The sequence below is a fragment of the Actinomadura verrucosospora genome, assembly GCF_039540335.1.
GTDB classification, from domain to species: domain Bacteria; phylum Actinomycetota; class Actinomycetes; order Streptosporangiales; family Streptosporangiaceae; genus Spirillospora; species Spirillospora verrucosospora.
In genome coordinates this window covers 19,285-42,108 of record NZ_BAABEV010000039.1, presented here as the reverse complement: position 1 = coordinate 42,108, position 22,824 = coordinate 19,285, and the positions used below count along the sequence as shown (strand labels likewise).

General features: G+C 73.0%; 20 protein-coding genes and 2 pseudogenes. 2 read left to right on the top strand and 20 right to left on the bottom strand.

All coding sequences use genetic code 11. The annotated features are described in order from the left end of the window. Window positions 1-37: 37 nt before the first annotated feature. From ABD944_RS31950 to ABD944_RS31930, 5 genes and pseudogenes are all read right to left on the bottom strand, one after another. Window positions 38-706: pseudogene (locus ABD944_RS31950) on the bottom strand (FAD-binding oxidoreductase); the annotation flags it as partial. Between the two features lie 94 nt (window positions 707-800). After that, the gene (locus ABD944_RS31945) at window positions 801-1,595 is read right to left on the bottom strand and encodes a glycoside hydrolase family 15 protein (RefSeq protein WP_345183010.1); all 795 of its coding nucleotides are present in this window, start codon (window positions 1,593-1,595) and stop codon (window positions 801-803) included. Window positions 1,596-1,738: 143 nt separating this feature from the next. Further along, a pseudogene (locus tag ABD944_RS31940) lies at window positions 1,739-2,563 on the bottom strand (trehalase-like domain-containing protein); the annotation flags it as partial. Between the two features lie 138 nt (window positions 2,564-2,701). Further along, the gene (locus tag ABD944_RS31935) at window positions 2,702-3,535 is read right to left on the bottom strand and encodes an ABC transporter permease (RefSeq protein ID WP_345183009.1); all 834 of its coding nucleotides are present in this window, start codon (window positions 3,533-3,535) and stop codon (window positions 2,702-2,704) included. After that, window positions 3,532-4,500: an ABC transporter ATP-binding protein gene (locus ABD944_RS31930; RefSeq protein WP_345183008.1), complete on the bottom strand. Its 969-nt coding sequence runs from the start codon at window positions 4,498-4,500 to the stop codon at window positions 3,532-3,534. Before ABD944_RS31930 ends, ABD944_RS31935 begins: the two co-directional genes overlap by 4 nt. A 203-nt stretch (window positions 4,501-4,703) precedes the next feature. Between ABD944_RS31930 and ABD944_RS31925 the strand changes: the two genes are divergently transcribed. Continuing rightward, a complete protein-coding gene (locus ABD944_RS31925; protein ID WP_345183007.1) occupies window positions 4,704-5,555 on the top strand; it encodes an oxygenase MpaB family protein in 852 nt (283 codons plus the stop codon). On the opposite strand, the gene ABD944_RS31920 is transcribed toward ABD944_RS31925, so the two are convergent. From ABD944_RS31920 to ABD944_RS31895, 6 genes are read right to left on the bottom strand one after another with little or no spacing between them, the layout of a single operon-like run. Then, on the bottom strand, window positions 5,537-8,305 hold the full coding sequence (locus tag ABD944_RS31920) for a DEAD/DEAH box helicase (protein WP_345183006.1): 2,769 nt from the start codon (window positions 8,303-8,305) through the stop codon (window positions 5,537-5,539). The genes ABD944_RS31925 and ABD944_RS31920 overlap by 19 nt on opposite strands. Window positions 8,306-8,343: 38 nt before the next feature. Continuing rightward, complete coding sequence (gene tatC / locus ABD944_RS31915) at window positions 8,344-9,210, bottom strand: twin-arginine translocase subunit TatC (RefSeq protein WP_345183005.1); 867 nt, start codon at window positions 9,208-9,210, stop codon at window positions 8,344-8,346. 45 nt (window positions 9,211-9,255) lie between these two features. After that, a complete protein-coding gene (tatA, locus tag ABD944_RS31910; protein WP_345183004.1) occupies window positions 9,256-9,621 on the bottom strand; it encodes a twin-arginine translocase TatA/TatE family subunit in 366 nt (121 codons plus the stop codon). A gap of 28 nt (window positions 9,622-9,649) precedes the next feature. After that, window positions 9,650-9,871, bottom strand: coding sequence for a hypothetical protein (locus ABD944_RS31905; protein WP_345183002.1), 222 nt, complete (start codon window positions 9,869-9,871; stop codon window positions 9,650-9,652). A gap of 23 nt (window positions 9,872-9,894) precedes the next feature. Further along, entirely contained in the window at window positions 9,895-10,896 is a 1,002-nt protein-coding gene (locus ABD944_RS31900; RefSeq protein ID WP_345183001.1) for a helix-turn-helix transcriptional regulator, read from the bottom strand. Further along, window positions 10,893-11,918, bottom strand: coding sequence for a helix-turn-helix transcriptional regulator (locus tag ABD944_RS31895; RefSeq protein WP_345183000.1), 1,026 nt, complete (start codon window positions 11,916-11,918; stop codon window positions 10,893-10,895). Before ABD944_RS31895 ends, ABD944_RS31900 begins: the two co-directional genes overlap by 4 nt. A 95-nt stretch (window positions 11,919-12,013) precedes the next feature. Here ABD944_RS31895 and ABD944_RS31890 point away from each other — a divergent pair, with 95 nt between their 5' ends. Then, on the top strand, window positions 12,014-13,096 hold the full coding sequence (locus ABD944_RS31890) for a DUF3866 family protein (protein ID WP_345182998.1): 1,083 nt from the start codon (window positions 12,014-12,016) through the stop codon (window positions 13,094-13,096). Window positions 13,097-13,099: 3 nt separating this feature from the next. Here the strand turns inward: ABD944_RS31890 and ABD944_RS31885 are convergent, their stop codons facing one another. The 9 genes from ABD944_RS31885 to arc form a co-directional block, all read right to left on the bottom strand. Next, on the bottom strand, window positions 13,100-13,621 hold the full coding sequence (locus ABD944_RS31885; RefSeq protein ID WP_345182997.1) for a DUF3291 domain-containing protein: 522 nt from the start codon (window positions 13,619-13,621) through the stop codon (window positions 13,100-13,102). 32 nt (window positions 13,622-13,653) lie between these two features. Beyond that, window positions 13,654-14,310: a helix-turn-helix transcriptional regulator gene (locus ABD944_RS31880; protein ID WP_345182996.1), complete on the bottom strand. Its 657-nt coding sequence runs from the start codon at window positions 14,308-14,310 to the stop codon at window positions 13,654-13,656. A gap of 45 nt (window positions 14,311-14,355) precedes the next feature. Beyond that, window positions 14,356-15,288: an FKBP-type peptidyl-prolyl cis-trans isomerase gene (locus tag ABD944_RS31875; protein WP_345182994.1), complete on the bottom strand. Its 933-nt coding sequence runs from the start codon at window positions 15,286-15,288 to the stop codon at window positions 14,356-14,358. Window positions 15,289-15,420: 132 nt separating this feature from the next. Continuing rightward, complete coding sequence (gene pafA / locus ABD944_RS31870; protein ID WP_089313247.1) at window positions 15,421-16,779, bottom strand: Pup--protein ligase; 1,359 nt, start codon at window positions 16,777-16,779, stop codon at window positions 15,421-15,423. Between the two features lie 205 nt (window positions 16,780-16,984). Further along, entirely contained in the window at window positions 16,985-17,743 is a 759-nt protein-coding gene (prcA, locus tag ABD944_RS31865; RefSeq protein WP_345183059.1) for a proteasome subunit alpha, read from the bottom strand. 21 nt (window positions 17,744-17,764) lie between these two features. Beyond that, window positions 17,765-18,610, bottom strand: a complete 846-nt coding sequence (prcB, locus tag ABD944_RS31860) for a proteasome subunit beta (RefSeq protein ID WP_345182993.1) — start codon at window positions 18,608-18,610, stop codon at window positions 17,765-17,767. 284 nt (window positions 18,611-18,894) lie between these two features. Further along, window positions 18,895-19,104, bottom strand: a complete 210-nt coding sequence (locus tag ABD944_RS31855; protein ID WP_021593619.1) for a ubiquitin-like protein Pup — start codon at window positions 19,102-19,104, stop codon at window positions 18,895-18,897. Between the two features lie 278 nt (window positions 19,105-19,382). Next, complete coding sequence (gene dop / locus ABD944_RS31850) at window positions 19,383-20,900, bottom strand: depupylase/deamidase Dop (RefSeq protein WP_345182992.1); 1,518 nt, start codon at window positions 20,898-20,900, stop codon at window positions 19,383-19,385. 131 nt (window positions 20,901-21,031) lie between these two features. Then, window positions 21,032-22,795 carry a proteasome ATPase gene (gene arc, locus ABD944_RS31845; RefSeq protein WP_345182991.1) on the bottom strand — a complete coding sequence of 588 codons (1,764 nt, stop codon included), beginning with the start codon at window positions 22,793-22,795 and terminating at the stop codon, window positions 21,032-21,034. Between the last annotated feature and the right edge of the window lie 29 nt (window positions 22,796-22,824).

Genomic DNA, 22,824 nt, shown 5'->3' with positions numbered 1-22,824 from the left:
GGTCGGCCTCGTCCTCGGTGTCGCCGCCGAAGCGGACCATGAGCCAGCCCGCTCCCTCCGGCATGTCCTTCACCACGCGGGGCGCGGCGAGGTGGTCGCGCTTGGCCAGGCCGAGGAGCCGCTCGTCCATGCCCTCCAGCGCGAGCGGGCGCGACGGCAGGACGCGCGGCACGGCGTCGCCCGCCTCCGCGATGCCGTCGTAGCCGAGGACGGCGAGCGACTCGAACGCCGGGACCGGCACCAGGCGGATCTCCGCGCGCAGCACCGCCACGAGCGTGCCTTCCGAGCCGACGAGGGCGCGGGCCACGTCGAAGCCCTTCTCCGGCAGCAGCGAGTCAAGGTTGCAGCCCGACACGCGTCGCGGGATGTCGGGGTAGCGGGCGCGGATCAGCTCCATGTCCTCGTCGCGCAGGTCGCGCAGCGCCCGGTAGATCTCGGCGCGCCGGCCACCCTCGGCGATGATCCGCTCGTACTCCTCCCGCGAGGTCTCGCCGACCCACATCCGCAGCCCGTCGCAGGTCAGCACCTCCAGCCGCACAACGGAGTCGACCATCTTCCCGTAGGCCTGCGCCGACGCGCCGCACGAGTTGTTGCCGATCATCCCGCCGATCGTGCAGGTGTCGTGGGTGGACGGCCTGGGCCCCACCATCAGGCGGTGCTCGGCCAGCCTCTCGTTCAGGTCGTCCAGGCACGCGCCGGGCTCCACGACGGCGCGGCGCGCCCCCGGGTCGACCGACACCAGCGCGCGGCAGTACTCGCACGCCGCGGTTCAACCGCCGGACCCGCCGGTCCTCCGGGGGTCAGCCGGCGAGGCGGGAGGCGGCCTCCAGCAGCAGGGCGTGCACGAACGCCTGGGGCATGTTGCCGCGCAGCTGCCGCTGCCTGACGTCGTACTCCTCGGAGAACAGGCCGCTGGTCGCGCAGCCCGACCGGGTCCGCTCGAAGGCGGCGAGAGCGCGGGCCGTGTCGCCCTGGCGGTCCTCGGCGAGGGCGAGGAATAAGCCGCAGAGGATGAAGGCGCCCTCGGCCACGCCGAGCGGCTCGTCCCCCACCCGGTACCGGTAGACGAACCCCTCCTCGACGAGGTCCTCGCGCACCGCCCGCAGCGTGGCGGCGGTGCGCGGGTCGTCGCTCGGCAGCGCCCCCCGCAGCGGCGGGATGAGCAGCGCCGCGTCCACCCGGTCGTCGCCGGGCGCCCGCCTCCACCGGCCCTCCGGGGTGAGCGACGTCCGGGACGTCTCGGCGAGGATGGCGTCGGCGAGCGAGGTCCACCGGTCGGCCTCGGCGCGGCCCGCCAGCGTCCGGGCCGCCTGGCGCAGCCCGGCGACGCAGGTCAGGCGCGAATGCGTCCACAGGTCGTCGTGGATCTCCCAGATGCCCGCCTCGGGCCGGGTCCAGCGGCGCGCGACCGCGCCGGCCGCGACGCGGGCGGCCTCCACCGCCTCCGGGACCCGGCGGTCGTGCTCGGCGGCGGCGGCGAAGAGCAGCAGCGCCTCCCCCAGCGCGTCCAGCTGGAACTGCTCGCCCGCCTTGTTCCCGAAGACCGCCCGGGCGCCGGGATAGCCGGGCAGGTCGCCGGTGCTCTCGGCCGGCACCGGCCCCCCGTGACGGTGTAGGCGGGTTTCAGCCCCTCACCGTCGGCGAGGACGCGGGCCGACACGAACTCCACGGCGCCGCGCAGCAGGCGGGGCGGGCCGCCGTGGAGGGCGACGGCGCGCCCGGCGAAGCACTGGTCGCGGATCCAGGCGTAGCGGTAGTCGAAGTTGCGGCCCTCGTCCGAGCGCTCCGGCAGCGCCGTCGTGGCGGCGGCGACCATGCCGCCGCCGGAGGCGGTGAGGCCGGTGAGGACGGAGTAGGCGAGGCGGGCGTCGCGCGGGGCGATGGTGTCGCGGCAGTCCGGCACGGCCCCGTGCCAGTCCCGCTCCGTGGCCTCCCACAGATCGTCGGCGTCCAGCGGGCCGCGGGCGCCGCCCTCGGCTATCTCCAGGACGAGGTCGCGGGTCTCGCCCTCGTCCAGGTCGAAGGCGAGCTCCAGCACGGGCCCGCCGTCGCGTCCCGCCCGCACGACGGCCCCGTCCGCTCCGCGCCAGCGCAGCGACGCGCCCCCGCCGCCGGCCGTCCAGTCCGGGCCGTCCCGGCGCGGGTCGCCCATCCGGGACGCGCCGTGACCAATGCGGACGTCCAGCAGGGCGCGGACGCGGGAACGGCCGCGGACGGCCCGGCACGTGCGAAGGATGACCGCCCGGTCAGGGGCGGCCGGGCGGGCGAGGGCCTCGCGGCACTCCAGGATCGCGCCGCCGGTCACCCACCGGCTGTGCCAGATGAGCCCGCGGTCCTCGTAGTAGCCGCCCCAGACCCACCGCCCGGGAGCGGGCTGCACCGCGTACGCGCCGGGGCCGCCGAGCAGGCCCGCGAAGGCGGGCGGCGAGTCCCAGGATGGGAAGCACATCCACGCGTACTCGCCGTGCGGGCCCACGAGAACGCCGCGTTCGCCGTCGGCGATGAGGGCGTAGTCGCGGAGGGCCTTCGGGAGGGAGTCCTCGGCTCCGAGGTCGTCCAGCATGCCCCTCCACTACCCGGGGACCTGCCGTTACTCGGAGCCGGGCGGGAGGACGGGCGTTCCGGTCCCGGCCTCCCCGTGCGCCAGACCGTCCGGACCGCCCTTGCGGGCGGCCCAGACGGTCTGGACGGCGCCGGAGCCTCAGGCGTCGCGGCGCTTGAGCAGGACGGCGGCGACGGCCAGCAGAACGCCGGTCCAGATCGCGAAGACCCCGTACCCCTGCCAGGGGGTCAGCAGGTCGTCGGGGCCCTGGCGGGACTGGGCGATCAGATGGCCGGCCTCGGACGGCAGGTAGGCGTGGATGTGGTCGCCGACGCTGCCGGGCAGCAGCGTGGCCAGCGGCGCCAGCACCAGCACGAACCCGATGACGCCGGTGATCCCGCCGGCGGGGTGCCGCACGATGGCGCCGATCGCCAGGGCGAACAGCCCGAGCATCGCCAGGTACAGGCCGCCGCCGACGACGGCGCGCAGCACGCCGTCGTCGCCCAGCGACACCTCCGCCTTGTCGCCGATGAGCGCCGAGCCGATGAAGAACGAGACGAACGACACCGCGACGCCGAGGACGAGCACGACCGCCGCGAACACCAGGGCCTTCGCCCACAGCACGGGCAGCCGCCGCGGCACCGCGAGCAGGCTCGCGCGGATCATGCCGGTGGAGTACTCCGAGGCGATGACCAGCACGCCGAGCACGCAGATCGTCAGCTGGCCGAGGAAGAACCCGCTGCCGAGGATGAAGCCGGTCGGGTCGGCGACGACCGAGGCGCGGTCGGCGGGGTCGGTCTTGTCCCACTGCGCGACGGTGAGGCCCACCAGCAGCGCGGTGAAGCCGAGGTCGACCACGACGAGCAGGATCAGCGTCCACAGCGTGGACCGCACGGTGCGGATCTTCGTCCACTCCGAGAGCAGCAGCCGGCCGAAGCCGGGGCGGGGGTGGGCCGCGGGGTCGGCGGCGGGCGTGGCGGTGGCGGTGGTCATCGGGTCTCCCCCTCCTCGACGGGCACCGCGCTCGGGGCCGGGACCGGGCCCGGGGCGGGCGCGCCGCCTCCGCCGTACTCGACGCTGTCGCGGGTCAGTTCCATGAACGCCGACTCCAGCGAGCCGCGGGTCGGGGTGAGCTCGTGCAGGACGATGCCCTCGGCCGCCGCCAGCTCCCCGACGCGGGGCGCCTCCATGTGGGTCACGTTGAGCAGCCCGTCCCCGTTCGGGAAGGCCTTGCCGCCCTCGGCGGCGACGAGGTCGGCGAGGCGGGCCGCGTCCGGGCTCCGGACGATCACCGCCTTCTCGGTGCTGCGCTCGATGAACTCCTCGGTGGAGCAGTCCGCGATCAGCCGGCCCCGGCCGATGACGATGAGGTGCTCGGCGGTGACGGCCATCTCGTTCATCAGGTGGCTGGAGACGAACACCGTGCGCCCCTCGGCGGCGAGCCGCTGCATGAGCGTGCGGATCCACACGATGCCCTCGGGGTCGAGGCCGTTGACCGGCTCGTCCAGCACGAGCACCGACGGATCGCCGAGCAGCGCGGCGGCGATGCCGAGCCGCTGCCCCATGCCGAGCGAGAAGCCGCCGGCGCGCTTGCGGGCCACGCCGGTGAGGCCGACGAGCTCGACCACCTCGTCGACGCGCTTCCGGCCGATGCCCTGCGTCTGGGCGAGGCACAGCAGGTGGTTGTAGGCGCTGCGGCCGGTGTGCACGGCCCGCGCCTCCAGCAGCGCCCCGACGACGCGCAGCGGCGCGTTCAGGTCGCGGTAGTGGCGGCCGTGGATCCGGGCGTCCCCGCGGTCCGGCCGGTCCAGGCCGAGCAGCAGCCGCATGGTGGTCGACTTCCCGGCGCCGTTGGGGCCGAGGAACCCGGTGACCCGCCCGGGGACCACCGTGAACGACAGGTCGTCCACGGCCGTCCTGTCGCCGTAGCGCTTGGTGAGGTTCTCCGCCTCGATCATGCCTCTCCCGGCGTCTCTCGGTAGTTGTTCCGTGACCGGAATCACACTAGCGCCCCGGCGCGGCGACCGGATCCTCCTCAGTGCCGATGATCCCGCGCGGCGGGACCGCGGGGCCTCCGCCGCCAGGAGGAGGCCGTCTTATTGACCGTCTGCCAATAGGTGCGGGAGGATGGCCGGGCACGATCCGACCGCCGGGAGGCGCCGTGACCGCCCCGTCCCAGACCACGCCGGAGCGCCTCGCCGACCGCGACGTGCTGCGGACCCTGGCCGCCGAACCGCTGGTCGGCCTCGCGGCCGGCCGGGCGCTGCTCATGCAGCTCGCCCACCCGGCCGTGGCCCGCGGCGTCGCCCGGCACAGCGACTTCGCCGAGCGCCCCCTGGCCCGGCTGTTCGGCACCCTCGACTTCCTGCTGATCGTCACCTTCGGCACGCCGGAGCAGGTGGCGCGCATCGCGGCCAAGGTGCGCGGCATCCACACGACCGTGCGCGGCGAGGACTACTCCGGCAACGACCCCGGCCTCCAGCTCTGGGTCAACGCGACCCTCATCGACTCGGCCCTGCATGTCTACGAGCACGTCATGCGGGGCGACGACCCCGGCCTGGCCGAGGCCTACTACCGGCAGGCGCGGGTGGTCGCCGAGGTCCTCGGCTGCCCCCTGGAGGCGCAGCCGCCCGACCTGGCCGCGTTCCGCGCCTACATGGCCGACACGATCGCCGGCCTGGAGGTCACCGGCACCGCCCGCGAGGTCGCCTCCGCGGTCCTGTGGCCCCGCCGCCTGCGCGCCCTGGCCCCCGCGCTCGCGGTCTTCCGCCTCCTCACGGCCGCGCTCCTGCCGGACGAGCTGCGCGACCAGTTCGGCCTGCCGTGGACCCCCGCCCGCCGCCGGGCGGCCGGCGCGCTCCTGCGGACCGCCGGCCTCGCCCACCGCCTGTCCCCCGCCTGGCTGAGGCGCCCGCCGGAGCCCCTGCTGGTCCGGCTGGCCGCCCACCGCGTCGACCGGACGCTCTCGGCCCGGCGGGCGCGGCGCCGGGCCGCCTACGCGACGGACGAGTAGGCGACGACGCCGCGGCGCATGGCGTCCATGGCGCGGCGGGCGGTCTTGCGGATGTGGCTGTTGGCGGGCGCGGCGTCGGTGACCTGGCCGAGAAGGTCGAGGAGCTGCTTGACGGCCCGCACGAAGTCGCCCGCGGTGAGGTCGCTCTCCATCAGCACCTCGTCGAGGTCGTCGCCCTTGGCCCACCGGTAGGCCGTCCACGCGAAGCCGAGGTCGGGCTCGCGCAGGAACGAGACGCGGTTGTCGCGCTCGACGCCCTCCAGCACCCCCCAGAGCCGCACCATGGACGCCAGCGCGTCCTGCGCCGGGCCGGGGGGCGTGCGGGGAGGCGTCGCGTCGTCGGGCTGCCGCGACTCGTAGACGAGGGCGGACACGCACGCGGCCAGCTCGGCCGGGCCGAGCTTCTCCCACAGGCCCTCGCGCAGGCTCTCGGCGGTGAGCAGGTCCAGCTCGTTGTAGATGCGGCCGAGGCGGCGGCCGTCGGCGGTGACGGAGTCGCCGTCGAGGTAGCCGAGCTGCTGCAGGACGGCGCAGACGCGGTCGAAGGTGCGGGCGATGACCTGGGAGCGGCCCTCGACGCGGCGCCGGAGCTGCTCGGTCTCGCGCTCCAGGCGGTGGTAGCGCTCGGCCCAGCGGGCGTGGTCCTCGCGCTTGTCGCAGCCGTGCACCGGGTGCGCGCGCAGGTCGGCGCGCAGCCGGACGATCTCGGCGTCGTCGGTGGTGGGCGAGTCGCCGCGCGAGCGTTTGCGCTCGCGCGCGTCGTCGGGGACCTTGTTGCGCAGCGTGGACGCCAGGTCGCGCCGGTCCTGGGGGTTGCGGGGGCTGAAGGACTTCGGGATGCGGATCCGCTCGACGGGCTCCACCGCGCGCGGGAAGTCCTGGATCGACAGGCGCTGCACGGACCGGTTCACGGTCAGCACGAGCGGCGCGGGCCCGTCGGAGCGGCGGCCGACGCCGGGGTCCAGGACGACGGCCAGGCCCGAGCGCCGCCCGGACGGGACGAGGATGACGTCGCCCGGCCGCAGCCGCTCCAGGGACCGGGCGGCCTCGGCGCGGCGGGCCCCGGCCCGCTCGCGCGACAGCTCGGACTCGCGGTCCGACAGCCGCCGCCGCATCGCGGAGTACTCCATGAAGTCGCCGAGATGGCACTCGGCGGCCTTGGCGTAGCCCTGGAGGGCCTCCTCGTTCTTGTGCACCTGCCGGGCCAGGCCGACGACGGCGCGGTCGGCCTGGAACTGCGCGAACGACTCCTCCAGGAGCGTGCGGGCCCGCTCGAGGCCGACGGCGCCGACCAGGTTCACGGCCATGTTGTAGGACGGCCGGAAGCTGGAGTTCAGCGGGTAGGTGCGGGTGCCGGCCAGCCCCGCCACGGACGCGGGTTCGACGTTCGGGCCCCACACGACCACGGCGTGGCCCTCGACGTCGATGCCGCGCCGCCCGGCGCGCCCGGTGAGCTGGGTGTACTCGCCCGGGGTGAGGTCGACGTGGGCCTCGCCGTTCCACTTGTCCAGCTTCTCGATCACCACGGTGCGGGCCGGCATGTTGATGCCGAGCGCGAGCGTCTCGGTCGCGAACACGGCCTTGATCAGCCCGCGGGTGAACAGCTCCTCGACGATCTCCTTGAAGGTGGGGAGCATCCCGGCGTGGTGGGCGGCGACGCCGCGCTCCAGGGCCGCCAGGAAGTCGCCGTAGCCGAGGATCCGCAGGTCCTCCGGCGCGATGTCGGCGGTGCGCAGCTCGGCGTGCGCGCGGATCTCCTCGGCCTCCTCCCGGGAGGTCAGCCGGATCCCGGCGTGCAGGCACTGCAGGACCGCGGCGTCGCAGCCGGCGCGGCTGAAGATGAACGTGATCGCCGGGAGCAGCCCGGCGCGCTCCAGCCGCTCGATCACGTCGGGCCGGGCGGGCGGCCGGAACCGCTGCGGGCGCGCGGCCCGGCGGCGGCCGGTGCGGCGGCCCTGGTTGACCTTGGCGCGCCGGACCTCCTCCACCGCCATCCGCGTCAGCTGCGGGTTCAGCCTGGCCTGCCGGTCCCCGCCCCGGCCGGTGTCGACGAACAGGTCGTACAGCCGCGTCCCGACCAGCATGTGCTGGAACAGCGGGACGGGGCGGTGCTCGTCCACGATCACCGCGGTGTCGCCGCGGACCTCGTGCAGCCACTCGCCGAACTCCTCGGCGTTGCTGACGGTCGCCGACAGCGCCACGATCCGCACCGAGTCCGGAACGTGGATGATCACCTCTTCCCAGACGGCGCCGCGGAACCGGTCGGCGAGGTAGTGCACCTCGTCCATCACGACGAACGCCAGCCCGGCGAGGGTCTGGGAGCCCGCGTACAGCATGTTCCGCAGGACCTCGGTCGTCATGACGACGATCGGGGCCTCGCCGTTGACGCTGTTGTCGCCGGTCAGCAGGCCCACCTTCTCCGGGCCGTACCGGCGGACGAGGTCGGCGTACTTCTGGTTCGACAACGCCTTGATCGGCGTCGTGTAGAAGCACTTGGTGCCGCCGGTCAGGGCGAGGTGGACCGCGAACTCCCCCACCACCGTCTTCCCGGAACCGGTGGGGGCGGCGACCAGCACGCCGCTGCCCTCCTCCAGGGCCTGGCACGCCTCCAGCTGGAACGCGTCGAGCTCGAAGTCGTACAGCGTCCGGAAGTCCAGCAGGGCCGGGCCGTGCCCGGCGGTGCGCCGGCGGTAGGCGGCGTAGCGCTGGGCCGGGCTCTGTCCGGCCGACGTGGTGTCGGGGGTGGTCATACCTTCGAGCCTACGGTTTCGACAGGCCCGATACCCAATCAGCGGGCCCGGTCGCCCTTCTCCAGCTCCGCGTCGATCGACTCGAGGTCGAGGGGCGAGACCTCGTCGTCGGACAGGCCCGCGTACGGGTCGGGCCGCCGGGCCCGCCTGCGGTCGTTGAGGAAGGCCAGCAGCGCGGCGATCTCGAACAGCAGGACGGTCGGCAGCGCGAGCGCGAGCATCGTGAACGGGTCGGCGCTCGGCGTGGCGACCGCCGCGAAGACGAAGATCCCGAAAAGGATCAGCCGCTGGGACCGGCGGATCCGCGACGAGCTCAGCACGCCCGCCATGTTCAGGACGACGACGAACAGCGGGAGCTCGAACGTCAGCCCGAACACCAGCAGCATCGTCAGCACGTAGCTGAGGTAGCTGTCGACCGTGATCAGGGGCTTGACGTCGTCGGCGACGAACCCCAGGAAGATCGCCAGGCCCTTGTCGACCGTCAGGTACGCCAGGGCGGTGCCGACGAAGAAGAGGGGGACGGCGGCGCCGAGGAACACGTACGTCCAGCGCCGCTCCCGCTGGTACAGGCCGGGCGCCACGAACGCCCACATCTGGTACAGCCAGAACGGCGACGAGATGACCCCGCCGATGATGCAGGAGATCTTCAGCTTCAGGAAGAACGAGGAGAAGATCCCGTTGACGAACAGGGAGCACTGGTCCTTGTCGACCACGTGGGACTGGGGCAGGGAGCAGTACGGCTGCTTGAGGAAGTCCCAGACCGGGTCGAACAGCAGCCAGCCGACGATCGCGCCCACCGCGAAGGCCAGCACGGCCTTGATCAGCCTGTTCCGCAGCTCACGGAGGTGGTCCATGAGGGGCATGCGGCCGTCGGGGGCGGCGGCGTCGCGCCTGTTCAGCTTCATCGTCGGCATTCGGTTCGGGGGTGGCGGGTCGGGGCGGGGGCCGGATCAGGCCTTGCGCGCCTGACCGGGGTCCGACACCGGCACGCCCTGGATCGGCTCGCCGGAGCCCAGCGCGCCGCGGGAGCGCTGCCCGCCCTCGGCCGCCGCGGCCTCGCGCTCCAGCCGGGCCGCCTCCTCGCGCAGCCGCGCCGCCTTGTCGCGCGCGTCCTCGCCCTGCGAGGACGGCATGGTCTTGGCGGGCCGGTCGGCCGGCGCGTCGTCATCGTCCTCGCGCAGGCCCTTGGTCTCGGCCTTCAGGATGCGCGCCGACTTGCCCAGCGAACGGGCGAGCTGGGGCAGCTTCGCCGACCCGAAGATCAGGACGACGACCAGCAGGATGATGAGCAGTTCGGGGGTCCCGATGTTCGGCATGTGCAAGTCCTTCTTCGACGGGTGACACTCAGGACGATCGTACGCCGTCCCGGGGCGGTTGTGGCGACCGATCGTCCTCGAGCCGGGAGAGTTCATCGCTCAGCGCCGACCGTTCCGGCTCCAGCCGGCGCCTGGTGCGCTCCAGTTCACGTCCGAAACGCCGCACGCCGAGCCACACCTTGAACGCGCACCAGGCGAGCACGGCCAGCCCGGCGAACCCGAGCGACACCGACACCGAAACCCACGCCACGCCCGCCACGCTATCCGATCCGCTCACGCCAGGCCGTACCGGGCCAGGGCCCGCGACGCGTCCTCCCGCACCCCGGCCGCGATCGCCTCCGGGGCCACGACGCGGCCCTGGTCGCCGAGCCGCAGCGCCAGGCCCCGCACCCAGCGGGCGTCAGGGGTGCGCAGGACGACCCGGAGCCGCCCCTCCCCCAGTTCCTCCACGCTCTCGCACGGGTAGTAGTCGGCGACCCACCGGCCGCGCGGGGACAGCTCCAGGGTGACCGCCTCGTCCTGCGGCGAGGGGCGGAACAGGCCGGCGTCCACGTCGATCGGCTCCGCGTCGTCCGGCACCTCGGCGGGCACGTCCAGCACCGACAGGTCGGCGATCCGGTCCAGCTTGAACAGCCGCACCCCCTCCGCCCGGCGGCACCAGCCCTCCAGGTAGGTGGTGCCCTCCACGACCAGCAGCCGCATCGGGTCGACGTCGCGCTCGGTGTTCTCGTCGCGCGCCGGGACGTAGTAGGTCAGGTGGACGCGGCGGCCCGCCGCGATCGCCTCGCGCAGCACGCCGACCGCGGTGCGGGCCGAGTCGGCCGAACCGCCGCGGGCGTCCACCTCCACGGAGACCTTGCTGGACACCGCCGCGGCCGCGCCCGCCGCGCCCTCCAGCTTGGCGATCACGCGGCTGAGCGCGTCCCGGTCGTGCAGCTCGGGGATCTCGGCCAGCATCCGCAGCGCCACCAGCAGCGCGCTCGCCTCGTCCACCTTCAGCCGCAGCGGCCGGGCGATCGACTCCGCCTCCGCCACCGTGATCTCCCCGCCCTCGTAGGACAGGTCGATCGGGCAGTAGGGGTCGGGCGCGCGCAGCTCAACGCACCACAGCAGGTTCAGATCGTCGATCAGCTGCTTCTCGGTCACCCCGAACGCGGCCGCGGCCTCGCCGAGCGCGACCGAGTCGCGGTTCACCACGTACGGCACGAGCGCCAGCAGGCGCGCGAGCCGGTCGGTGGACGTCGTCGCCGCCTTGGCCGCCGTCTTCGCCGTCATCGGCCGCTCATCTCCCCATGCTCGCCGTGCGCCGCCGGGTGCGCGCCGGCCGCGGCCAGCACCGACTTCAGGTGCTGGATGACCGCCTCGCGCAGGTCGGGCGGGTCGAGGACCACCAGGTCGTCGGCGAACCGCGCGAGGTAGGGCGCGAACCGGTCGACGTCCCGGAAGGTCAGGACCGCCTCGTCCCACTCCCCGTCCCAGCCCGGCGCGTCGGCCGGGCGGACGTCCCGGGCCCACCGCCGCGGGCCCTGCGCCGCTCCGCGCCGCAGGCGGACGACCGCCGGGCGGGGCTCGCCGAGCGGCTCGCTCCAGTCGAACGCGATGCGCCGAACGTCAACGCCGTCCGGGACGGTCACCGACCCGGGCGGGCCGTCCGTCGCGACGTCGCCGACGATGCGGCTCAGCCGGAACACCCGCTGCTCGTCGCGGTCACGGTCGAACCCGACCACGTACCAGCGGCCCCGCCGGCTCACCACGCCCCAGGGGTCCAGGTGGCGGCGCGCCACCGACGTGCGCCCGATGCCCTGGTAGTCGAAGGCGACCGGGCGGCCGTCGCGCACCGCCTCCCACAGGGCGGGGAAGGACGGGTCCTGGGTGTTGACCCGGGGCTCGATGCCCGTCGCGGCGGCCACGTCGGTCTCCACCCCGGCCGCGCGCAGCTTCAGCAGCGCGCCCGACGCCGCCTCGGCCATGCTGGCGCGCTGCCACACCCGCGCCGCCAGGCCCAGCACCGCCGCCTCGTCCGGGCTCAGGTGGATGTCGGGCAGCTCGTAGGCCTGCGGGGGGATCCGGTAGCCGATCTCCTCACCGCCGCCGCCCTGCTGGTCGCTGCCGACCTCCAGCGGGACGCCGAGCTCGCGCAGCTCCTCCTTGTCCCGCTCGAACATGCGCTTGAACGCCTCGTCGGAGTCGGGGTAGCCGGGCACCGCCCGGCGGATCTGCTCGGCCGTCAGATAGCGCCGGGTGGCGAGCAGGCAGACCACCAGGTTCAGCAGCCGTTCGGTCTTGCGCCGCGACACTTCGCCACCACCTCGTTCCCTCCGTGAGCCCCGAACCCCGGCGGCGTGCCGATCGTCCCCACGTGCCGTCGTGCAGGACGCTACCGTTTCCCGGTGTGATCCGATGGCGCAAAGGCACAGTCGAGGACATCCGCCGCGAATGGCCGGGGGCGGTCGAGCTGGACGTCTCGATCGGGGGCGAGGGGACGCACCGGGCCCTGGCCTATCCCGCCCTGGTGGGAAGGCCCGAACCGGGCGACACCGTCCTGCTCAACACTACGGCCTTGGCGATGGGTCTCGGCACCGGCGGGTACGCCATGGTCGTCGCGGTCCCCGACCGGCTCCCGCCCGACCCTGAGGGGCCGGGCCACCTGGTCAAGGCCCGCTACACCCCGCTGCAGGCCACCGTCCTCGGCGCCGACGAGCAGGACTCGCCCCACCACGCGGCCCTGCGCGACGCCGACTCGCTGGACGGGATGCCCGTCGTCGTCGCCGACCTCCACTCCGCGCTGCCGCCGATCCTGGCCGCCCTGCTGGCCGGGCGCCCGGACGCCCGGATCGTCTACGTGATGCCGGACGGCGGGGCGCTGCCGGCGTGGTTCTCCATGTCGATCGCCCGGCTGAAGGACGCCGGGGCCCTCGCCGCGACCGTCACCGTGGGGCAGGCGTTCGGCGGCGACCTGGAGGCCGTCACCGTCCACACCGGCCTGCTGGCCGCGCGCCTCGTCCTGGAGGCCGACGCGGTGGTCCTCGCCCAGGGCCCCGGGAACCTGGGCACGGGCACCAGGTGGGGCTTCTCGGGCGTCTCGGCGGGTGAGGCCGTCAACGCCGCGTCCGTGCTGGGCGGCCGGCCGGTGGGGTCGCTGCGGGTCAGCGAGGGCGACAGGCGCGAGCGGCACATCGGCGTCTCGCACCACTCCGTGACCGCCTACGGGCGCGTGGCGCTGGCCCGCGCCGACATCCCCGTCCCCGAGCTCGGCGGCCACTTCGGCGCCCGCGTCGCCGCCGACGCCGCGCCGCTGGGCGACCGGCACCGGCTCGTCCCCGTCCCCGTGGACGGCCTCCACGAGGTCCTCAGCGCCGCCGAGAAGGACTGGGGCGTCCGGCTGTCGACCATGGGGCGCCGGCTGGACGAGGACCTCCCCTACTTCCTGGCGGCCGCCGCCGCGGGCCGCCACACGGCCGCCCTGCTCGGCTGACCCCTAGGGCGCCGCGGGCCCGGCGCCGGCCGGCTCTGCGCCGGCGCCCGCGGGTCCGGCGCCCGCGGCCTCCTCGGCGGTGTAGGACGACGTGAAGGTGAACGCCCGCGGCGAGGGGCCGCCGGCGCGCAGCAGCGCGAGGCGCTCCAGGGCCTCGCCGACGCTCGGGATGTGGCCCGCCGGCACCCACCACAGCACGAGATGCGCGTCCACGTGCCGCTGGAACCACTCGCGGCGGCGCCGCATCGTCTCCAGATGGGCGCTTCGATAGACGAAGTCCCACAGCGCCTCCGCCGACTCCCACACCGAGAAGTTGACGATGACGTCCTCGCCGGCGGGGCGCATCCCGGTGGCGTCGGCCTCCCCCTCCTCCACCAGACGCCAGACGAACCCCGGCGTCCCGTCGGCGAGCGCGTTGACCGGCTCCAGCAGGGCGACGAAGTCCGCCATGCGCGGGTCGCCGAGGGGGAAGCGGAGCGTGGCGGTGTTGAACTGCGCGAGGTGGTACCGGGTCCGTGTGCTCATGGGGTCACCCCACCACGCCCGCCACTTCTATGTCAATGCTCATTGTTTTTAGAAGGACGGGCCGCGACGCAGCACCACCCGGGCCGGGGATCCATCCGGACCCGGACCCGCGAGCCCTCCACCAGGCCTTCGAGCAGCGCCAGGTTCATCCCGCAGACGAGCGGCGGGAACTGCTCGGCGACGGCGTGGAAGGGGCAGTTGCGCATGCGCAGGACGGCGCCGTCATCGTCCATGACCGGTTCGTAGCCGCGGTCGGCCAGCACGGCCGCGAGATCGTCCAGACTCGCGAAGGGGGCGCCCCGGTCCCGCAGCGCCCTGCCCCTGCGGCGGGCCGCGTCCTGCAGTTCCATGTCGAGACCGGCCGTCTCCGCCGCCTCGGCCAGCAGGCCCGCCGCCGTCCGGTAGTCGCGGGCGGGCAGCGACACGTCCCGCTCCGCCGCCGAGCGCCGGTACACCTTCGCCGGGCGCCCCGCCCCGGGCCCCGACCGCCCCGTCAGCCGCCTGCTGCCGGCCTCCAGGAGCCCGGCGTCGACCAGCTTGTCCAGGTGGAACGCCGCCAGGGTACGCGCGACGCCGGCCGCCTCGGCGGCCTCACCGCGCCCCACCTCCCGGCCCTGCGCCGCGACGAACTCGTACAGCCGCCGCCGCACCGGATCCTGCAGCAGCGCGATCGCGTCGATGTCCTCCATCCCGCCATTCTAAGAACGACGGGCACTCGACTTAGAGACCTCGGCTCAGTGCGCGCCCAGGAGGTCCACGACGAACACCAGCGTGTCGTCGCCCCTGATGCCGAACTGCGCCAGCCCCTTCGCCCCGTACCCGAGGGCAGGAGGCACCACCAGCAGCACCCGGCTGCCCACCTTCTGGCCCACCAGGCCCTGGTCCCAGCCCTTCATCACCTGGCCGGTCCCGATCATCGCCCCGAACGGGTGGCCCTCCGACCAGGAGGAGTTGAACACCTTCCCGTCGCGCCAGAAGTAGCCGCCGTACTGCAGCGCCACCAGCTGGCCCTTGCGCACGGCCGGGCCGTCCCCCTTGACCAGGGTCCGGACCTGGAGGCCCTTCGGCGGGGCCGAGCGCGGCATCGTCACCGCCGGCGTCTGCCCCGCCGCCGCGTCCGCCACCTTCGGCAGCCCCGGCTCGTTCAGCGGCGCCTGCCGCGCGCCGTGCGGGCCCGCCGTCCGCGGGTACACCGCCCGGACGTCCAGGACGTACACCAGCGTGTCGTCGCCGCCCACCTGGTGCTTCGGGTCGCCCTCGTCGCCGAAGCCGTCCTTCGGCGGGATGCGGGTCACCACCCGCGACCCCGGCCGCACCCCGTCGAACGCCTTCGTCAGGCCGGGCACCAGCCGGCCGGTGGGGAACGCGCCCGGCTCGCCCTTGGAGTAGCTGCTGGCCAGCAGCTTGCGCCCGCCCTTGTTCCACCGGTAGCCGACGTAGTCGGCCACGACGAGGTCGCCCTTGCGCGCCGCCGTTCCCGTGCCCTTCTTGACGGTCTTCACGGCGAAGGAGTCACCGGGCGCCCCCTTCGGGAACTTCACCTGCGGCAGCTTCCCGAAGTCCCCGCTCACCTCGACGTCCACGCCGCCGCCCGAGCAGGCGGTGGACAGTGCGAGCGGCAGGGCGAGCACGACGGCCGCGGGGAGGAACCGAACACGACGGCGCATACGGGGTCCTTCGGGGGGTGGTGAGCGCTACTGCGCGCTCACCCTACCGCCCTGGTGACCTGCCGGTAACCTGCCGTGCGCGTGTCGTCCCGCGCGGTCCCGGACGCGCGTCCGGGACCGCCGCGCCCGTGCCTACATGCCGGCGATGAGCTTGTCCACGCGCTCGTCCACGGAGCGGAACGGGTCCTTGCAGAGCACCGTCCGCTGCGCCTGGTCGTTCAGCTTCAGATGGACCCAGTCCACCGTGAAGTCGCGCCGCTTCTCCTGCGCCTTGCGGATGAACTCGCCCCGCAGCCGCGCCCGCGTCGTCTGCGGAGGCACCGACTTCGCCTCGAAGATGTCGAGGTCGCGCGACACCCGGTCGACCGAGCCCCGCTTCTCCAGCAGGTAGTACAGCCCGCGGTCGCGGTGGACGTCGTGGTAGGTGAGGTCGAGCTGGGCCACGCGCGGCGACGACAGCGGCAGGTCGTACTTGCGCCGGTACCGCTCGATCAGCTTGTACTTGATCACCCAGTCGATCTCGCGCGAGACCAGGTCCAGGTCGCCGGTCTCGACCGCGCGCAGGGTCCGCTCCCACAGCTCGAGCACGCGCTTGGCCGTCGCGTCGCCGCCCCGCGCGTCCACGAAGTCGCGCGCCTTGCCGTAGTACTCCTTCTGGATCTCCAGCGAGCTGGCCTCGCGGCCGTTGGCCAGCCGCACCTTCCGGCGGCCCGTCATGTCGTGGCTGACCTCGCGGATCGCCCGGATCGGGTTCTCCAGGGTGAGGTCGCGCATCACCACCCCGGCCTCGATCATCCGCAGCACCAGGTCGGTGGCCCCGACCTTGAGCAGCATCGTCGTCTCGCTCATGTTGGAGTCGCCGACGATCACGTGCAGGCGCCGGAACCGCTCGGCGTCGGCGTGCGGCTCGTCGCGGGTGTTGATGATCGGACGGGACCGCGTCGTCGCCGACGACACGCCCTCCCAGATGTGCTCCGCCCGCTGCGACACGCAGTACACCGCGCCGCGGGGGGTCTGCAGGACCTTTCCGGCGCCGCAGATGATCTGCCGCGTCACCAGGTACGGGATCAGCACGTCCGCGAGCCGGCCGAACTCGCCGTGCCGCCCCACCAGGTAGTTCTCGTGGCAGCCGTAGGAGTTGCCGGCCGAGTCGGTGTTGTTCTTGAACAGGTAGATGTCGCCGGCGATGCCCTCCTCGCGGAGGCGCCGCTCGGCGTCGACCAGGAGACCCTCCAGGATCCGCTCGCCCGCCTTGTCATGCGTCACCAGGTCGACGACGCTGTCGCACTCCGGCGTCGCGTACTCCGGATGGCTCCCCACGTCCAGGTAGAGCCGGGCCCCGTTGCGAAGGAACACGTTGCTGCTGCGGCCCCACGACACGACCCTGCGGAACAGATAGCGCGCCACCTCGTCCGGTGACAACCGCCGCTGCCCGCGGAAGGTGCAGGTGACGCCGTACTCGTTCTCAAGCCCGAAGATGCGCCTGTCCACACCAAGACCCTATGCGGCGCGGCCGTCACTTGGCAGTCTCTCGACCCACCGTTTCCGGCGAACGCGGCCGCCGCGCCCGGAGGCCTCCAAGGCGCCCGGCGCGCCGCGCGCCCGCCGCGGGCCGGGACGGCTGGTCACCGTCCCGGCCCGCGGCGGGCCCGTGTGGGCGGGCGGGCCGCCGGCCGGAGGCCCGCCCGCCTGCGCGTCAGTCCTCGTCCGCTCCGGTGGAGCCCGTCCCGCCGGAGGCGTCCTCGCCGCCGGAGGTGATGCCGGGGCCGGAGTCCTGCGCCGCCAGCAGACCCCCGATGCGCGCCGCGGACAGCCGCTTGAACAGCCGGTGCTCGCGGTTGCGGTCGAGGACCGCGACCTCCAGCGAGGTGGCCTCCAGGTGCCGGTCGGAGTCCTGGGCCTCCAGCGCCCGCACCGCCGTGCGCAGGGCGTCCTCCAGCGAGGAGCCCTCGCGGTAGCCGTCCTTCAGCGACTGCGCCACCGCCTCGGCCTGCCCGCCCATGGCGACGTAGCCGTGCTCGTCGGCGACCGAGCCGTCGAACGTCAGCCGGTAGATCTGGTCGGTGTCGGCGTCCTCGCCCACCTCCGCGACGACCAGCTCCACCTCGTACGGCTTGTTGGTCTCGGTGAAGATCGTGCCGAGCGACTGCGCGTACACGTTCGCCAGGCCGCGCGCCGTCACGTCGCGGCGGTCGTACTGGTAGCCGTTGATGTCGGCGTAGCGGACGCCCCCGAGCCGCAGGTTCTCGAACTCGTTGTACTTCCCCACCGCCGCGAACGCGATCCGGTCGTAGATCTCACTGATCTTGTGCAGCGCCCGCGACGGGTTGTCCGCCACGAACAGGATGCCGTCGTCGTACTGCAGCACCACGACACTGCGGCCGCGCGAGATGCCCTTGCGCGCGTAGTCCGCCTTGTCCTTCATCTGCTGTTCGGGCGACACGTAGAACGGCATGGACACCGGTCTGGATCCCTTCTATCGCAGCGGGGCGGTCGGACCGCCCGGCGAGTCGTAACGTGCGTCGACGACGGCCTGCGCCAGCGCGCCCACCTCGTCCTCGCCGAGCCGGCGGTACCCGTCCGCCGTCACCGACGCCACCACCGGGAAGATCCGGCGCGTCAGGTCGGGCCCGCCCGTCGCCGAGTCGTCGTCGGCCGCGTCGTACAGCGACTGGACGCACACCAGCGCCGCGTCCTCCGCCGACAGGTCGGGCCGGTAGAGCTTCTTCAGGGCGCCGCGCGCGAAGACCGACCCCGAGCCGATCGAGTGGAAGTCGCGCTCCTCGTAGCGGCCGCCCGCCGGGTCGTAGGAGAAGATCCGCCCCTCGTCCCGCTCCTCGTCGTAGCCCGCGAACAGCGGCACCACCGCCAGGCCCTGCATCGCCATCCCGAGGTTCTGCCGGACCATCGTCGCCAGGCGGTTGGCCTTGCCCTCGACCGACAGCGTCCGGCCCTCGCGCTTCTCGTAGTGCTCCAGCTCGACCTGGAACAGCCGGACCATCTCGATCCCGATCCCGGCCGTGCCGGCGATCGCGATCGCCGAGAACTCGTCGGCCCGGAAGACCTTCTCGATGTCGCGCTGCGCGATGACGTTGCCCGCCGTCGCCCGCCGGTCGCCCGCCATCACCACCCCGCCGGGGAAGCCGACCGCGACGATCGTCGTCCCGTGCGGGATGTCCTCGCCCGCCCGCGAGGACGGCGGCGTCCGCCGGCCGGGCAGCAGGTCCGGGGAGTACGCCCCGAGGAACTCCGTGAACGACGACGTATCCGGGCTCGCGAACAACCCCGGCAGACGTCCGGTGTGCGAATCGTGGGACGCCACGCGACTCCCTTCCCCTCCACCATTGCGCCGGCTTCGGCAATCTCACCGGCGCGGACTCTACGACCCTACTGTTCAAGGTCGCCCGCGCGCATGCCGCCCGATCACCGGTCCGATCAGCCCACGGCGAACCGCCGCGCGCGCCACGCGCGCCGCGCACGGGCGCGAACACACGAACATGGGCGGGCCGCCGCGGCCCACCCATGTCCTCACTGCCGTGTCAAGTTGGAGTTCCGTCCCGGAGAAACGGCGATTCCGCTACATGGCCGATCCGCCCGATTCGGGGTTCACTGTCCGCCCTTTTGGATGTAGGCGCGGACGAAGTCCTCGGCGTTCTCTTCCAGCACCTCGTCTATTTCGTCCAGGATCGAGTCCACGTCGTCGGTGAGCTTCTCCTGGCGCTCCTGCACGTCCTCGGTGGTCGTGGCCTCGGTCTCCTCGACCTCTTCCGTGCGCCGGGTGGTCTGCTTCTGACCGCCGGTGTCCTTCGTGGCCATTCCGTACCTCCGCTCTGCCGGTGCCTCCGACCCTATCTCCGATCTTCGACGGTGCGCGGAACTCTCGGGTCCGTTTCGCCGTCTCCGCCCGGGGGCCGGGGGCATGCTCGGGTTATCGCCGGTCCACCGCCCAGCGAAACGGGCAATCCCTCCACGAAACCGGCCCGTTACCTGGCATGGCCGGACCGGCGGCGGCGCCGGCCGTCTCAGGCGGTCCAGCCGTCCAGCCGGGCCGCGGAGGGCCCCTCCGGGCGCGTGTGCCGCGCCCTCGCCGCGGTTCAGCCCTGGCCGGTCAAAGTGGCCACGAGGTCCGCGGCGGTGCGGCAGCGGTCCAGCAGGGCGCCCACGTGCTGCTTGGTGCCCCGCAGGGGCTCCAGGGTGGGCACGCGCTGCAGCGACTCCCGGCCGGGGACGTCGAAGATGACCGAGTCCCAGGAGGCCGCGGCGACGGACTCGGCGTACTGGCGCAGGCAGCGGCCCCGGAAGTAGGCCCGGGTGTCCTCGGGCGGGTCCTCGACGGCGGCCTCGACCTGTGCCTCGGTGACGACCCGGTCGATGCGCCCGCGCTCCACCAGGCGGTTGTACAGGCCCTTGTCGGGCCTGATGTCGGTGTACTGCAGGTCGACGAGCTGCAGGCGCGAATGGGACCAGTCGAGGCCGTCGCGGCTGCGGTACCCCTCCAGCAGGGACAGCTTGGCGACCCAGTCGAGCTCGCGGGACAGCTGCATCGGGTCGTCGCCGAGGCGGTGCAGGACCGACTCCCAGCGGTCGAGGACGTCCCTGGTCATCTCGTCGACGTCCGCGCCGAACCGGTCCTCGACGTACTTGCGCGACTGCTCCAGGTACTCCATCTGGAGCTGGACCGCCGTCATCTTCCGGCCGTCGCGCAGCGTGAGCAGATGCTTGCAGGACGGGTCGTGCGAGACCGCCCTGAGCGCGGCGACGGGCATGTCGACCGAGAGGTCGACGGTGAGGAAGCCGTCCTCGATCATGGCGAGGACGATTGAGGTGGTGCCGAGCTTGAGGTAGGTGGACAGCTCGGCCATGTTGGCGTCGCCGATGATGACGTGCAGCCGCCGGTACTTCTCGGGGTCGGCGTGCGGCTCGTCGCGGGTGTTGATGATCGGCCGCTTGAGGGTGGTCTCCAGCCCCACCTCCACCTCGAAGAAGTCGGCGCGCTGGCTGATCTGGAAGCCGTCGCCGCGCCCGTCCACGCCGATGCCGACGCGGCCTGCGCCGCAGACGACCTGGCGGGAGACGAAGAACGGGGTGAGGTGCCGGACGATGTCGGCGAAGGGCGTCTCGCGGCGCATGAGGTAGTTCTCATGGCAGCCGTAGGAGGCGCCCTTGTTGTCGGTGTTGTTCTTGTAGAGCTGGATGGGGTGGGTGCCGGGGACGAGCGCGGCGCGCCGCGCGGCGTCGGCCATCACGCGCTCGCCCGCCTTGTCCCAGATGACGGCGTCGAGCGGGTTGGTGCACTCGGGCGCCGAGTACTCGGGGTGGGCGTGGTCGACGTACAGCCGGGCGCCGTTGGTGAGGATGACGTTGGCGAGGCCGAGGTCCTCGTCGGTGAGCTGCGTCGGGTCGGCGACCTCGCGGGCGAGGTCGAAGCCGCGGGCGTCCCGGAGGGGGTTCTCCTCCTCGAAGTCCCAGCGGGCCCTGCGGGCCCGTGCCGCCGACGCCGCCAGGTAGGCGTTGACGACCTGGGAGGAGGTCACCATCGCGTTGGCCCCTGGCTGCCCGGGTACGGAGATGCCGTACTCGGTCTCGATGCCCATCACCCGCCGAACACTCATATCGTCGAGCCTATCGGGGCCGGGAGAGTGGAGCCATGGGGCCCGCTGTTCGCGGCCCGCGTGGCGCGGCACGCCCGCGCGGCGGCCCCTGCGTGCAGGGGGCCGCCGCGCGGGTGCGTCATCGTCGGGGGCTACAGGTACTGGCCGGTGTTGGCGACGGTGTCGATGGAGCGTCCGGCCTCGGAGCCCTTGGTCCCGGAGACCAGCGTGCGGATGTAGACGATCCGCTCGCCCTTCTTGCCGGAGATGCGGGCCCAGTCGTCGGGGTTGGTGGTGTTGGGCAGGTCCTCGTTCTCACTGAACTCGTCGACGCAGGCGGCCAGCAGGTGGCTGACCCGCAGGCCCTTCTGGCCGGTGTCGAGGAACTGCTTGATGGCCATCTTCTTGGCCCGGTCGACGATGTTCTGGATCATCGCGCCGGAGTTGAAGTCCTTGAAGAACAGGACTTCCTTGTCGCCGTTGGCGTAGGTGACCTCCAGGAAGCGGTTCTCCTCGCTCTCGGTGTACATCCGCTCGACGGTGCGCTGGATCATCGCCTCGACGGTGGCCTCGGTGGAGCCGCCGTGCTCCTTGAGGTCGTCGGGGTGAAGCGGGAGTCCGTGCAGGATGTACTTGGAGAAGATGTCCTTGGCGGCCTCGGCGTCCGGCCGCTCGATCTTGATCTTGACGTCCAGCCGGCCGGGCCGCAGGATCGCGGGGTCGATCATGTCCTCGCGGTTGGACGCGCCGATCACGATGACGTTCTCCAGGCCCTCGACGCCGTCGATCTCGCTGAGCAGCTGAGGGACGATGGTGTTCTCGACGTCGGAGGAGACCCCCGAGCCGCGGGTGCGGAAGATGGAGTCCATCTCGTCGAAGAACACGATGACCGGGGTCCCGGCGGACGCCTTCTCGCGGGCCCGCTGGAAGACCAGGCGGATGTGCCGCTCGGTCTCGCCGACGTACTTGTTCAGCAGTTCGGGGCCCTTGATGTTGAGGAAGAAGCTCTTCCCCTCCTGGCCGGTCTTCTCCGCGACCTGCTTGGCGAGCGAGTTCGCGACGGCCTTGGCGATGAGCGTCTTGCCGCAGCCGGGCGGACCGTAGAGCAGCACGCCCTTGGGCGGCCGGAGCTGGTGCTCGCGGAACAGGTCGGCGTGCAGGTAGGGCAGCTCCACCGCGTCGCGGATCATCTCGATCTGCGATCCGAGGCCGCCGATCTCGTTGTAGGAGATGTCGGGGACCTCTTCGAGGACGAGCTCCTCGACCTCCGCCTTGTGGATCTTCTCGTAGGCGTAGCCGGACCTCGGCTCGAGCATGAGGGAGTCGCCCGCACGCAGCGGGACTCCGCGCAGCGGCTCGGCGAGCTTGACCACGCGCTCCTCGTCGGCGTGCGCGATGACCAGGGCGCGCTCGCCGTCGTCGAAGAGCTCCTTGAGCATGACGACCTCGCCCTGCTCCTCGAACCTCAGCGCCTCGACGACGTTGAGGGCCTCGTTGAGCATGACCTCCTGGCCGCGCTGCAGTTCCTCGACGTCGACGGCCGGGCTGACGTTGACGCGCAGCTTGCGCCCGCCGGTGAAGATGTCGACCGTTCCGTCGTCGCGGGCGTCCAGGAAGACGCCGAACCCGGAGGGTGGTTGTGCGAGCCTGTCGACCTCCTCCTTGAGCGCCACGATCTGTTCGCGAGCCTCTTTGAGGGTCGCGACGAGACGCTCGTTCTGACCGGTTACGGCGGCCAGGTTGGCCTGTGCCTCATGGAGGCGTTCTTCCAGCACACGTACTTGGCGCGGGGACTCCGCGAGCTTGCGGCGCAGCACGGAGATCTCCTCCTCCAGGAAGGAGATCTGCGTCTGGAGGTCCCTGACCTCCTTTTCGTGCTGCGCCCTGCGCGCCCCTGCATCGTCACGAGCGGCCACGCCCCGCCACCTCCTCACGAAGAGAGCCG

Coding starts and splice junctions, on each gene's coding strand:
- ABD944_RS31935 (WP_345183009.1), bottom strand. CDS start 3,535: ATGACCACCGCCACCGCCACGCCCGCCGCCGACCCCGCGGCCCACCCC.
- ABD944_RS31930 (WP_345183008.1), bottom strand. CDS start 4,500: ATGATCGAGGCGGAGAACCTCACCAAGCGCTACGGCGACAGGACGGCC.
- ABD944_RS31920 (WP_345183006.1), bottom strand. CDS start 8,305: ATGACCACCCCCGACACCACGTCGGCCGGACAGAGCCCGGCCCAGCGC.
- tatC (WP_345183005.1), bottom strand. CDS start 9,210: ATGAAGCTGAACAGGCGCGACGCCGCCGCCCCCGACGGCCGCATGCCC.
- tatA (WP_345183004.1), bottom strand. CDS start 9,621: ATGCCGAACATCGGGACCCCCGAACTGCTCATCATCCTGCTGGTCGTC.
- ABD944_RS31900 (WP_345183001.1), bottom strand. CDS start 10,896: ATGACGGCGAAGACGGCGGCCAAGGCGGCGACGACGTCCACCGACCGG.
- ABD944_RS31885 (WP_345182997.1), bottom strand. CDS start 13,621: ATGAGCACACGGACCCGGTACCACCTCGCGCAGTTCAACACCGCCACG.
- ABD944_RS31880 (WP_345182996.1), bottom strand. CDS start 14,310: ATGGAGGACATCGACGCGATCGCGCTGCTGCAGGATCCGGTGCGGCGG.
- ABD944_RS31875 (WP_345182994.1), bottom strand. CDS start 15,288: ATGCGCCGTCGTGTTCGGTTCCTCCCCGCGGCCGTCGTGCTCGCCCTG.
- prcA (WP_345183059.1), bottom strand. CDS start 17,743: ATGCCGTTCTACGTGTCGCCCGAACAGCAGATGAAGGACAAGGCGGAC.
- ABD944_RS31855 (WP_021593619.1), bottom strand. CDS start 19,104: ATGGCCACGAAGGACACCGGCGGTCAGAAGCAGACCACCCGGCGCACG.
- dop (WP_345182992.1), bottom strand. CDS start 20,900: ATGAGTGTTCGGCGGGTGATGGGCATCGAGACCGAGTACGGCATCTCC.